This is a genomic window from Shewanella colwelliana ATCC 39565 (assembly GCF_000518705.1).
Classification (GTDB): domain Bacteria; phylum Pseudomonadota; class Gammaproteobacteria; order Enterobacterales; family Shewanellaceae; genus Shewanella; species Shewanella colwelliana.
Window position 1 is genome coordinate 191,749 of the sequence record NZ_JAEC01000004.1, and the last position, 12,770, is coordinate 204,518.

At 46.9% G+C, this 12,770-nt stretch carries 12 protein-coding genes and 1 other annotated feature; of the genes, 5 read left to right on the forward strand and 7 right to left on the reverse strand.

Going from position 1 to position 12,770, the window contains the following annotated elements:
• Nucleotides 1–120: 120 nt before the first annotated feature.
• The 6 genes from L876_RS0100860 to L876_RS22255 all read right to left on the reverse strand — a co-directional run bounded on the left by L876_RS0100860 (nt 121) and on the right by L876_RS22255 (nt 4,540).
• Nucleotides 121–1,011 (reverse strand): alpha/beta hydrolase, encoded by an 891-nt coding sequence (locus tag L876_RS0100860; protein WP_028762044.1) that lies wholly within the window; start codon nt 1,009–1,011, stop codon nt 121–123.
• A 6-nt stretch (nt 1,012–1,017) separates the two neighbouring features.
• Nucleotides 1,018–1,836 carry a class I SAM-dependent methyltransferase gene (locus L876_RS0100865; RefSeq protein WP_028762045.1) on the reverse strand — a complete coding sequence of 273 codons (819 nt, stop codon included), beginning with the start codon at nt 1,834–1,836 and terminating at the stop codon, nt 1,018–1,020.
• 69 nt (nt 1,837–1,905) lie between these two features.
• The gene (locus tag L876_RS0100870; RefSeq protein ID WP_081730607.1) at nt 1,906–2,640 is read right to left on the reverse strand and encodes a M50 family metallopeptidase; all 735 of its coding nucleotides are present in this window, start codon (nt 2,638–2,640) and stop codon (nt 1,906–1,908) included.
• Nucleotides 2,641–2,747: 107 nt separating this feature from the next.
• Nucleotides 2,748–3,089, reverse strand: coding sequence for a hypothetical protein (locus tag L876_RS0100875; RefSeq protein WP_028762047.1), 342 nt, complete (start codon nt 3,087–3,089; stop codon nt 2,748–2,750).
• Between the two features lie 69 nt (nt 3,090–3,158).
• Complete coding sequence (gene tsaB, locus L876_RS0100880; protein WP_028762048.1) at nt 3,159–3,872, reverse strand: tRNA (adenosine(37)-N6)-threonylcarbamoyltransferase complex dimerization subunit type 1 TsaB; 714 nt, start codon at nt 3,870–3,872, stop codon at nt 3,159–3,161.
• A gap of 194 nt (nt 3,873–4,066) precedes the next feature.
• Nucleotides 4,067–4,540 (reverse strand): GNAT family N-acetyltransferase, encoded by a 474-nt coding sequence (locus L876_RS22255; protein ID WP_081730608.1) that lies wholly within the window; start codon nt 4,538–4,540, stop codon nt 4,067–4,069.
• Between the two features lie 152 nt (nt 4,541–4,692).
• Between L876_RS22255 and L876_RS0100890 the strand changes: the two genes are divergently transcribed.
• Both L876_RS0100890 and L876_RS0100895 read left to right on the forward strand, forming a co-directional pair.
• Complete coding sequence (locus tag L876_RS0100890) at nt 4,693–5,592, forward strand: DMT family transporter (protein ID WP_245687031.1); 900 nt, start codon at nt 4,693–4,695, stop codon at nt 5,590–5,592.
• Nucleotides 5,593–5,619: 27 nt separating this feature from the next.
• A complete protein-coding gene (locus tag L876_RS0100895; protein ID WP_028762051.1) occupies nt 5,620–6,921 on the forward strand; it encodes an NAD(P)/FAD-dependent oxidoreductase in 1,302 nt (433 codons plus the stop codon).
• A 126-nt stretch (nt 6,922–7,047) separates the two neighbouring features.
• Here the strand turns inward: L876_RS0100895 and yoaA are convergent, their stop codons facing one another.
• On the reverse strand, nt 7,048–8,973 hold the full coding sequence (gene yoaA / locus L876_RS0100900; RefSeq protein WP_028762052.1) for a DNA repair helicase YoaA: 1,926 nt from the start codon (nt 8,971–8,973) through the stop codon (nt 7,048–7,050).
• 261 nt (nt 8,974–9,234) lie between these two features.
• Nucleotides 9,235–9,355 (forward strand) — a sequence feature (His leader region).
• A gap of 62 nt (nt 9,356–9,417) precedes the next feature.
• On the opposite strand from yoaA, the gene hisG reads away from it, so the two are divergent.
• From hisG to hisC, 3 genes are read left to right on the forward strand one after another with little or no spacing between them, the layout of a single operon-like run.
• Nucleotides 9,418–10,317, forward strand: coding sequence for an ATP phosphoribosyltransferase (hisG, locus tag L876_RS0100905; protein ID WP_028762053.1), 900 nt, complete (start codon nt 9,418–9,420; stop codon nt 10,315–10,317).
• A gap of 43 nt (nt 10,318–10,360) precedes the next feature.
• Nucleotides 10,361–11,677, forward strand: a complete 1,317-nt coding sequence (gene hisD / locus L876_RS0100910) for a histidinol dehydrogenase (protein ID WP_028762054.1) — start codon at nt 10,361–10,363, stop codon at nt 11,675–11,677.
• Between the two features lie 2 nt (nt 11,678–11,679).
• Nucleotides 11,680–12,723, forward strand: coding sequence for a histidinol-phosphate transaminase (gene hisC / locus L876_RS0100915; RefSeq protein ID WP_028762055.1), 1,044 nt, complete (start codon nt 11,680–11,682; stop codon nt 12,721–12,723).
• The last annotated feature ends 47 nt before the right edge of the window (nt 12,724–12,770 follow it).

Sequence of the window (12,770 nt, forward strand, 5' to 3'; positions counted from 1 at the left end):
TATTGTAAGTAACGCCCAAAAATCATACGGGCGTTTTAATTTTGATCATCATCACATAATTAGAGCAAAAATCCTAGCCCAATTTTATCATCCTTTTACGATTCATTGTCTCGAGCTAAATCACGCAATAAATGCATTAATTTGCTCAGCGACCATTTTACTGTTGCCCATATGCAGATGATGATCACCATCAAGAGCCACATGCGACAATTTTCCATACCAACTTTTAACTTGCTCTGCGATATCTGGCGCTATTTTGTAACCCTCATTGGCGCTTATCAGCAATACATTGGCTTGATGATCGCGCATCAATCCCGTCACATGTTCGAGGTTTAAACGCATTGGAGAGTCTAGCTTTAACCTTGGGTCGCTGCGCCATTGCACGCCCCCATTTACTCGCTGCATATTGCGCTCAATCAATAATTGGCACCAGACCCTGTCCAGCCCTGTCAAACGATGGCGCGCTGTAATAGCGCTATCAGAGGTGGTATACAACGGTTGTTGACGTTCGCTAAGAGCCATTTTACGATGCATAGCGAAACTACGAACTAATCGTGCTTTGCTCTTATCCGCAGATTCAACCAATGGACTCGCGGCCTCAATAAACACCCAATAAGGTGCCTTATTAGCAAATGCTGCACTGTAGGCCGATGCGACAATGCCTCCTAAGGAGTGCCCTATTACGGCATGAATCGATGTTTGACTAGACAGGTGGTCAATCAGCATCTCTAAGTCATAAAGGTAATCAATCCAGTGCAGCGGATATGCACCGGGTCTATGGGCCGAAAAACCATGACCAGGCCAGTCTATGGCCAGCAGCTGATAATCCTTGAGGTGCGCAGCCAATGGTTCAAAACTATTGGCATTGTCTAACCAACCGTGCAGTGCGAGCAGCAAAGGTTTGCCGTCATCCCCCCACAATCTGGCCCCCAAACGAATATGAGGTAGCGCGATGACTACCTCATTTTCGGGGCCGCTAGACTGCCATAATGCAGATCTGTTGTCAGGCATTTATCGTTATTTTTTCACAAATTTTAAGGTCATGCGATCACTCTCACCTATGGCCAAATACTTTTCTTTATCTTGATCACCTAAACGTAAACTCGGTGGTAAGGTCCAAACCCCCTTGGGATGATCTTTAGTATCTGCCGCATTAGCATTGATCTCACTGCTAGCTACCAATGAGAAGCCTACTTTTTCAGCAAGGGCAACCATCTCATCTTGCAGCATATAACCGGACTTGGCATCCATACCTGCTTTTGCTCTATGCTCAACGACACCTAGCACCCCTCCGGGTTTAAGCACTTGATATGCAGATTCCAATACCGCTTCAAGTTGACCAGCCATCGCCCAATTATGAAGATTTCTGAAAGTCAGCACTGCATCGGCACTGTTATTATCACCCATACTGATTAAACGAGGCGGATCGAAAGCAAAGGTAGATGCCTTGCCAAGTGAGTCTTGGTTATCGTTAATCCAGGTATCAAGTGCTTTACCCAAGCGCACGCGATAGGCAGGAGCCTTAACATCTTCTGGTGGGTTCGCATCAAAATTTGCACCAATATAGTGGCCCTCTTTTGCTAAATAGGGGGCTAATATTTCAGCATACCAACGCCCACCAGGCCAGAGCTCGATTACGGTATCGGTAGGTTTTATATCAAAAAAGGCCAATGTCTCACCAGGATGGCGATATTGGTCGCGCGTGACGTTTTTAGCTTGCCTTAATTCATTGCCTAACGCGGCGCTCATTTCATGATTGAGATCACCGTGTGCCAATGCATTGCTGCTCAAGAGTGATGAGAACACGATTGCGGCTGCTATTGTCTGTTTCTTCATTATTATTCTCCCTGAAAAGTCTAAACCTAACAGTCTATAAGACTAAATAAAACTTAAAATAACATTGATTTACAATTTGCGCCTTGTAGCTGATTCGGCATTCGCATCAACTCGTCGCCAGCATAACCACAACATCAACAAACTGGTTAAGAGCCAGACTCCTACCCAAATCCATGCTGGGATCCAAGTGTGCTGAGATAACATCACCGCATCACCTTTTTGACCTAAGCCCAGCAGATAAGTTGGGCTTGCCAACGCGTTCAGCATCACCATTAAGGCGATAATGCGTAACGAGATGGTCAAAACCTTACTGTGGCTCAATTTAAGCGGCAATAGAAACACAATGGCTAGCATAGCAAGAATAGCAATGGTGAGCAGATCGCGGCCCCAAAACAGGACGGTTAATAATACAGCCCCACCTAAACAGGCTAAACTCACTTTAATCCCACGCGTCCATGTCGCCAGATTAAAAATGAGATAGCCCCATAGTGCTGCACCAAAATAACCTGAAAAACCAATCAGAATCGGCCAGCCGCCTTGACTAAAGCAGAGGCCAGCACCGTTAGGGAAAAGTTGGATATGGCTAACCGCGCCGCCGGTAAAGAGTGTGGCCAAACCATGAGATAGCTCATGAAAGTAGCTCTCTAACCACTTAAACGGCACGCTGATAAATGGCAGTCGGATCAATACCACTGCCAGTAATAACTCGATAAAAAATTGGCTTCGACTGGGTAAGCCTGAGGCTTTAAGGTGCTGAGCGCGGTGGGAGTGCATGGGTTGAGTGTGATGTGAATCGATGGACATAGGTATCCGTTCATTCATGTTGAAGTAGTAACATTCCCCACACTTTATAACCAATAAGCAGGGGGAAATAGCGTTGTGGGTCGTTGTTAATGATGGTTAACTATCGATCATGCGTAGGTATCGATACCCACCATTTGCGAGATCGCTTCACGCTGTTCCGCATGTTCATTCAACAAATAGCTTGATATGGCGCCCTGTTTAGCCTGGGTATTGCGCTCATATTCAAGCTTGGCATCCAGTTTAGCATCCAAGTCTTGCTTAGCGATAATGCCCGTCTGTCGATTTAGTCCCTCAGCATCGACAGACACTTGTTGTCGTTGTGCTTGCTGCGCTCGAGCCTGTTCAGCTTCTAGGACAGGACGAGAATGGTTAACCGGCGCAATAGCATCACTTATGGCTGTTGCGCTGTGCATAGCACTGGGGAGGACAGACCCGGTATGTACTTGCATCGATTAACATCTCCTATTAACAACAATGTTGCCGTTGTTCACTTGGCCCACAATTAAGCGTACACCAATTTATTCGCGACCAGGCAGTTTTTTCCAGGTAACCGTATCCCTGAGGTATACCGGAGCAAGACCGTCTACATCGGTCGACAGTCCCTTGCTATGAGCAAGCGCTGCTAAGGTCAACATATACTTGGCCTCAGGAAACTTAGCTAAGCTAGATATCGTCATACCGTCAATAACCAACTCAGGGTATGCGTCAAACCCTGTTCCACAAGCCACCACTTCACAGTGATAATTTAAATCGCGGCTCACCGCATCAGGGGCACAGACTCGCTCACGGCCCACTAACGTGGCAATGCCTGCTTCACAGACAAACTCTCCCCAATACACTTCGCCCATACGCGCGTCGATAGCGGCAACCACTTGTTGAGCACCTTGCTCATCCATCGCCGCTTGCGCCATCGCTTGCAACGTAGAAATGCCCACAACGGGAAGATCTTGTCCTAAAGCTAAACCTTGGGTCATTGAGGTACAAATACGAATACCAGTGAAACTCCCTGGGCCGCGGCCATAGGCAATTAAGGCTACTTCACTCAGGGAAAGTTGCGCCTCAGTAAGTACGGCATCAACCATAGGTAACAGACGCTGGCTGTGTTCACGTGGTGCGTCCGCTTGCTGGGCATAGATTCGTCCATGATGGCGCAGCGCAACCGAACACGACTCGGTACAGGTATCGAGCGCAAGAATTGTCAGAGGGGCAAGCTTATCTGTGTTTACAGGCATTAAATCAAACCAAATTTTTGGGACGTATAACAATGTGCGTCAGATCGAGGTAGGCCTTTCACAAAAAAGCAAGCCACGACAGCAACGGTACGCGTCTCTACGACCACCATCTAATAATGAGTCGATTATAACGTAAAACTTGCTAAGGTATAGCCAAAAACTTAGTGACAAAGTCGCGCGCGATATAGCGAACCTTAAACTAAGGATTTATACATGGCATAGGCGTCTATCGTAAAGCCTGCGGGATGCTCCCAAGGTGAAAAATTCCCTAACGTGTAGCCTAGCCCTTGATAAAACACCACGGCATTAAGTGATGCAGACAGGGACAAGGCGTTTAAGCCAGCATCGATAGCCTGAGCCTCAAGAGCCCTGACTAGGCATTTCCCATGACCTTCACCGATAAAACAGGGATCGACAAAACAAGCTTCTAGGCTCGAACTTGAGCGGTCAATAAAGCCAAAACCAATCAATTGGTCGCTGTCATCTACCAATACCATCGCCTGATTATTCAATAAAACATTGCTGAAATGCACAGGCATCTCGACACCACTCCATCGCACCAATAAGTCGGGCGAATAGTGGCTCGCACACCCCTTTAGTATGGCGCGTGTTCGAATTTGCCATATTTCACTCACCTCGTTGTGAGTGGCCAACCTCCATGCCGACATATCTGCTCCAAATAAAAACCCATGTTAATAACAGCAATTACTCGCTACCATATCAGCGTAGCCATTGGCGATTCAACCATAGTTAATACGTACAACAGCTTGATGATACTCATCAGCAAAGCTGTTTTTTTACTTTACATCAAGGAACCGCATTGAATAGCTCACCAGTATCGAACGCCTCAAAGGTTTGGCATCAAGGCGCTATAGTCTTTGCACTGTGCTCTGCGGTGCTAATGGGTACAATTGGTGCGCTGGCACAAGCAAGCATGCTCGATGCCACAACCGTAACGTTTTACCGCCTATTCATCGGCGCCGTGTGTTTATTAGCTTATATGGTTATCACAGGCAAACATCGCCAAATTCTTCACTGCCCCAGTAAACACAATGTTATTAACGGTGCCATGCTGGCTGGATTCATGGTGTTTTACGTTGAAGCCATTAACTATATCAACATGGCCAATGCGGTGATGGTGATCTATTTAGCACCACTGTTCACCGCCGCAGGGGCACATTTCTTGTTTGCAGAAAAGCTCAATAGGTTTACCCTCTCCGCTATTGTTACGGCACTCATGGGGGTGGTCTTTATATTACCTAGTCTATCTTCGCTAACAGACGATCCACAGCAATGGCGAGGCTATGGCTTCGCACTTTTAGCGCTGCTTAGCTATAGCAGTTTTATGCTGGTTAATCGCCGCTCAATACACACTACTCCCTATCAAAGTACCTTAGTCCAGCTCATTATAGGCGCATGCTGTTTACTGCCTTTTGCGCTTAATCAAGCAGTGGTTCCCAGCATTGAACAGTGGGGCTGGCTGTTATTGATCGGGTTTTTCCCTGGTTTCTTAGCTATCTTGCTGGCTGTTAAAGCATTACGCGAGCTGCCCACTGCAACCTTTGGCACCTTAGCCTATATGGAACCGGTTACAGTAGTGCTGCTCGGCTGGACGCTGTTTTCACAATATCTTACAGTAGATCAATTGGTTGGCTGCGTGCTAATCGTTATTGCAGGCCTAATTCAAACCCGATATAGCCATAGAAATCATGTTGAGTAACGACCTAAAATCACACAGGAAACGAGTATGAGTAGTGAGCAAGTAAGGATTGTCATTGTTGGCGGTGGAGCCGGTGGACTCGGCCTTGCCACCCAGTTGGGACACAAATTGGGTAAAAAAGGCCACGCTGAGATTATCTTAATCGATAAAAACCGTACCCATATTTGGAAACCTCTACTGCATGAAGTCGCAACAGGCTCGCTTGATGCCGATCTCGATGGTGTAGTTTACTCAGCTCACGCCGTAAAGCATGGGTACCAATTTCAACTGGGTGAACTCAATGATATCGATTTAAAACAAAAATGTATCTCTTTAGCCCCCATAGTTAACGCCAACGGCGAATCACTATTACCTAGCAGACAATTGAGTTACGATAAATTGGTACTCGCTGTAGGCAGCGTAAGTAACGATTTTGGCACGCCTGGAGTACAAGAGCATTGCTACTTTTTAGACTCCCACCAGCAGGCTAATCGATTTCACGACGCATTGTTAGACAGCTTTACCCGAGTCCATCAATCGGATGAACTCGGCGCGCTAAAAATTGCCATTGTTGGCGGCGGCGCCACTGGCGTTGAGTTGTCAGCAGAGCTATATCATGTCACCGAGTTGCTTAAAGTCTACGGCTTAAGCAAAATGACCGCCGATAAACTCAGCATTAGTTTGATTGAGGCTGGGCCTCGCATCCTCCCTGCACTACCAGAGCGAATTGCGGCATCAGCCACTCGCGAGCTGACCAAACTTGGGGTAGAAGTCAGGCAAAACACCCGTATCAGCGAAGCCACAGCCAAGGGCTTTTTAACCTCAGAATCTGAACTTATCGATGCACACCTCATGCTTTGGGCGGCAGGCGTTAAAGCGCCAGAGTTCATTAGACAGATAGATGGATTAGAGCTTAATCGCGCCAATCAGATATTGGTCAAGCCGACACTGCAAAGTCTCACCAACGACTCACTCTATGTGATCGGTGACTGCTGCGCCTGTAAGCAAGCTGATGGCAGTTTTGTGCCACCGCGAGCGCAATCCGCCCATCAGATGGCTCAATGTGTCGAAGCTAATATTCTTAATGAAATCAATGGTAAAAGTTTGAATGAATATGAATATATCGATCATGGGTCGTTAGTAAACTTATCACGTTTTAGTACAGTGGGTAGTTTAATGGGCAACCTCACGAAAAACAGCATGTTTGTAGAAGGTAAAATTGCCCGCTTTATGTATATCTCCCTTTATCGCATGCACCAAAAAGCGATTCATGGCGTCCCTAAAACCTTCGCCCTATGGGTAGCAGAAAAAGTGATGCGAGTCGTGCGCCCAAGAATGAAACTGCACTAAAGTTTTAGTGATAGTTATTGTAATTGATAGTGATAGGGATAGTGAAACAGGGTTACTTTTTCTGTTTCACTAGCCTAAATGGCTTGTCGTTAGCTCAATAATCAAGATGAATAATTGGAAACGAACTTAATCAATGTGTTCTAAAAAACGAACCGCATTGTCCAAATTGCGGGTGCGGCGCATGGGTGGCAAAGAGTTGATAAATGCCTGTCCGTAGGGGCGATTAACGATACGGTTATCACACAAGATCAATACACCGCGATCTTTTTCATCACGTATCAATCGACCTACGCCTTGATTTAAGGTGATAACCGCTTGCGGCAAGGACAAACTCATAAAAGGATCGTTCCCTTCACGCATTACCCCTTCGGCCCTTGCCTTATACAAGGTGTCATCGGGTGACATAAATGGCAGTTTATCGATAATGACGCAGCTTAACAGTTTACCGCGCACATCCACCCCCTCCCAAAATGCCCCCGTCCCCAACAAGACCGCATTGCCCAATTGACGATACTTTTTCAGCAAGGTTTGTTTACCAGCCTGGCCCTGCACTAATAGAGGATATTGCACTCGACCGTGCAGCGCTTGCGCCACCTGATTGAGCATTCGATGACTAGTAAACAGCATGAAAGTACGACCTTTAGCGGCATTGATGGCTTTTATCGCCACATCAACCAGCTGCTTAGTGGCGTTATCATGTTGGCTGACGCTCCCGAGATGACGAGGTACACAAAATAGTGCTTGGCGGCCATAGTCAAACGGACTATCTAAAATCAAGGTGTTAGCAGTATTAAGCCCAAGCGCTTTGGTAAATAAGCCAAGATCACGATTAATTTGTAAGGTCGCTGAGGTAAAGATCCAACTGGTGTCAGTTCGAAACAGTGCTTCACACTCTTTGGCCACATTGATAGGTGAAATACGCAGCACGATATGTCGATAGCCATATTCGACGCTGTACGCGCTATTGTGATTGTCACATTGGAAAAATACCGCCAATTTACTTAAGTAAGCATCGAGTTTTTCAACACAATCATCGAACTCTTCATTACGGCCAAGGTATCCAAACAACATATTTTTATAGGCAGTTAGCTCCTCTAGCAATCCCCATGAGGCGGCCATCAATTCTCGATTACTGAGTAAGTAACGCCAATCCACTTGCTCTGTTGCAAACATTAAAGATTGCCATTGTTCAAGTTGGGTTAAACAGCGCGCCGTCATGGCTGCTATCTGCGGCGAGTCCGCCATAGATTGGCGATAAAGGTTGGCAAATTGTTCAATAAGATTAAGTAAACTTTTGATAGTCAGTTGCTGACCAAAATAAGTCACAGCAATATCGGGCAGAAGGTGAGCCTCATCGAAAATAACCGCATCGGTATCGGGCAATAGCTCGGCAAACCCGGTCTCTTTTAGAACACTATCGGCCAAAAATAGATGATGATTGACCACAATAATCTTGGCTTCCATCGCCTTTTGCCGGGCTTTACGGGTGAAACAGGGCTCATAATGCTCACAGGCTTTACCAATGCAAGTCTCTTTTGAGCTAACGATTAACGGCAACGCCGCTGAGTTTTCTGAAACCGTATTTATTCCACCAATATCACCATCGATGGTTTGCCCAGCCCATTGATTTATCCGCAAAAGATCATCTAACACTTGGCTATCCATCACATCAGCGCCGCTGAGTTGGCGTTCCATATTGCGCTGACACAGGTAGTTACTACGCCCTTTCAGTAACGCAACCTTCAGTTTGATATCGAGCATCTGCTGCAGTGCGGGTAAGTCTTTAAAAAACAGCTGTTCTTGTAAGTTTTTACTCCCCGTGCTGACAATCACTTGCTTACCGCTTAACAGCGCGGGCACAAGGTAGGCATAGGTTTTACCCACCCCCGTTCCCGCCTCCACAACCAGATTTTGACCATGCCAAATGGCCTCGCTCACTGACGATGCCATTTGTTGCTGTTGAGGTCGGCAGCTATAGCCACTCACTAGTTGGGCAATGACGCCGTCATTAGCAAATATCTGCTGTACCTCTTGGGTTAATCTGCTGGTCAATCTAGGTCCATGTTCTATCTGATGTAAAGTGATGCAGGCATTATCCGTGTTTTATCTATGAGTACAAGTTGAGGCCGCTACCAAGTTAGGGGTTTGGATAACAAGTTTACGCAAACAAGCTGAATATTTTTCAATGCAGTAAAATAAGGGTTGCATAAACATCCAGTCTTGATTAGTTTAAATACAACTTAGGCGAAAGCATCGTCCAAATACTAAATTATCGATACGAGAAAAGAATATGACCCAGCGTTTGAATACTATCCATCATCACCATCATATGCGGTAGCCTTCGGACGCTTACTGCCGGAGGACTATTTCCTTCTGGCGGTTGATTCAAATGAGATCAAAAACCCCTGGAAGGAATTCCGGGGGTTTTTAGTTTTAAGTTTAAGATTTTGTTTTTATACAATTAATTTTATTGAATCAACACAGAGGAAGTCAGTTATGTCAGAGTCAAACAGATTACGTATCGCGATCCAAAAGTCAGGCCGCTTATCTAAAGAGTCTCAAAAGCTACTAAAAAGCTGTGGCGTTAAATTTAACGTTAACGAACAGCGCCTTATCGCACACTCAGACAATATGCCAATCGACCTACTCCGCGTACGCGATGATGACATTCCAGGCTTAGTCATGGATGGTGTCGTTGATCTAGGCATCATCGGCGAAAACGTGCTCGAAGAGGAGCAAATTGAGCGCCAAGCCATCGGTAAACCTGCTGAATGCCTTAAGTTAAGAGAACTTGATTTTGGTGCGTGTCGATTATCACTTGCTGTACCAACCGAATTTAGTTATCAAGACGCGACCTCACTAGAGGGGCTTCGCATAGCGACTTCTTATCCGAACCTGTTACGCCGCTACATGCAGGAAAAAGGCATTAACTACCGAGACTGTATGTTAAAAGGCTCAGTTGAAGTCGCGCCTCGTGCAGGGCTTGCTGATGGCATATGCGATCTGGTATCAACAGGCGCAACACTCGAAGCCAATGGTTTGTACGAAACTGAAGTGATCTACCAATCTATGGCCTGCATCATTCAGTCGACGCAAGAGCAAACTCCCGACAAACAAGCCTTAATCAACAAGATTCTTTCTCGCATCAATGGCGTTGTACGAGCCAAAGAGAGTAAATATATTCTGCTGCACGCGCCTACCGAAACCCTTGACCAAATTGTTGCACTGCTCCCAGGCGCTGAAAATCCAACCGTACTGCCACTGAACGATGACACCAATCGTGTGGCCATCCACGCGGTAAGCACAGAAGATCTGTTTTGGGACACCATGGAGGAGCTCACTAAGTTAGGGGCAAGCTCAATCCTTGTCATGCCAATCGAAAAAATGATGGGTTAACACTATGACGCTAAATACGAGTACCGATGCAATGAAGGTCGAGATGCAACAACTCAATTGGGGAGCGTTAAACCTTAGTGAGCAAAAACAAGCACTGCAGCGCTCTCCCCTCGTTGGCGATTTGGCACTAGAGCAGAGTGTCAAAAACATTATTGATACAGTGGCTAACGAGGGTGATGTCGCGCTCAAGCAATTTTCAAAACAGTTTGACAACGTCAAATTGGATGAACTTGCACTGTCTGGCATGGAGATAGAAGCCGCCTGCGCGAGAGTCAGCGATGAGATAAAGAGCGCCATAGCACAAGCTATGGGCAACATAGAGACCTTCCATAAAGCACAAGCCTTTCAAGGCATTGATGTTGAAACTCAAGCGGGTGTGCGCTGCGAGCTTCGTAGTGAGTCCATTGAGAAAGTAGGGCTTTATATTCCTGGAGGCAGTGCGCCGCTCATATCTACGGTATTGATGCTCGCACTGCCAGCCAAAATTGCGGGATGTGAGCAACGTGTGCTCGTCAGTCCACCACCCATTGATGATGCCATTGTCTATGCAGCCAATGCATGTGGGATCACAGAGATTTTTCAAGTCGGTGGTGCCCAAGCCATCGCCGCCTTGGCACTGGGCACTGAGTCGATACCTGCTGTCGATAAAATATTTGGCCCAGGTAATCGTTATGTCACCGAAGCTAAACGTCTAGTATCCCAAGATAGTCGCTGTGTGGTAAGTATCGATATGCCAGCTGGGCCTTCAGAGGTCTTAGTTATCGCAGATAAAGACGCGAACGCCAATTTTATCGCCGCCGACCTATTGTCTCAAGCGGAGCACGGGCCAGACTCGCAAGTGATGCTGGTCACCGACAGCCAAAAACTCGCTAATGAGGTCAATCAAGCGCTGCAACAACAACTTGCCCTGTTATCTAGAGCCGATATCGCGAAGACGGCGCTAAGTTGCAGCCGCACCTTACTGGTTAGCGATATGAATGAAGCCGCGAAAGTGTCCAACCGTTATGGCCCAGAACACTTAATTATTCAGACCTGTGCACCTCGTGAACTGCTCAGACAAATTCGCGCTGCGGGCTCGGTATTTTTAGGGGCCTACACACCAGAGTCGGTGGGCGATTATGCCAGTGGCACTAACCATGTGTTACCCACCTACGGTTATAGCAGGGCCGTCTCTAGTCTATCACTTGCCGATTTTTGCCGTCGTTTTACCGTGCAAGAACTCAGTGCAGAGGGCTTAATGGGACTAGGCCAAAGCGTAATGACGCTTGCCAGCGCCGAGCAACTCGATGCCCACAAAAATGCTATCGCGGTGCGTTTGCTTAGCATTGAAGCGGCAACAAGTACGGATAAGGGAGCTTAATTATGGAGCAGAAGTTAACTATTGCCGAGCGACTAGCACGCCCAGAGCTGCTGACGCTGCAGCCCTATCAGTCTGCGCGCCGCATTGGTGGTGAAGGACAGGTTTGGGTCAATGCCAATGAGTCACCGTTTAACAATAGTGATATCGACGGCCTCAATCGCTATCCTGAATGTCAGCCACCCGCACTTATTAATGCTTATGCCAAATATGCAGGTGTGACTGCCGGTCAAGTCCTCACCAGTCGCGGTGCTGATGAAGCTATCGAGCTGTTAATTCGTACCTTTTGTGTACCAGGCAAAGATAGCATTGCCTGTTTTGGCCCGACCTATGGCATGTACGCCATTAGCGCACAAACCTTTAATGTCGGTGTTAATGCCCTGCGTCTTAATGATGAATATCAACTGCCAAACGACATCGATGTGCAAGTTGATGATGCCAAGTTGGTGTTTATTTGTAATCCCAACAATCCCACTGGCACCGTCATTAACCCAGAGGTGATCGAGCAGGTGATCGCAAAACTGCCTGATGCTCTCGTCGTTGTCGATGAAGCCTATATCGAGTTTTGCCCCGACTACAGTGTTGCCAACCTTATCAATCAGTTTGACAATCTCATCGTGCTGCGCACCTTATCCAAAGCATTTGCGCTGGCGGGCGCTCGCTGTGGCTTTATGCTCGCCAATGAGATGATCATTGAGATGGTGATGCGAGTCATCGCGCCCTACCCAGTGCCTTTGCCTGTATCCAACCTTGCTTGCGAGGCGCTAAGCCCACAAGGCATCGACACCATGAAACAACAGGTTAGCCAACTTAAACAAAATGGTTTACGACTCAGTGAAGCCTTGCTGCGCATCGGCGCTCAAGTCCTGCCCGCCAATGGCAACTTTGTATTGGCGACCTTTGACAATGTCACCGAGATCCAAAACAAACTTAAGCAAGGCGGCGCTGTCGCGCGAGCCTATAAAGATCCCGTTCTAGCCAACAGCATTCGATTTAGTTTTGCCAGTGATGAACAAACGGATACGTTAATCAATCTGCTTATTGATTAATCGCCGAGAAGCACAGATATTGACCCATATAACCCTAACTAGTGGCA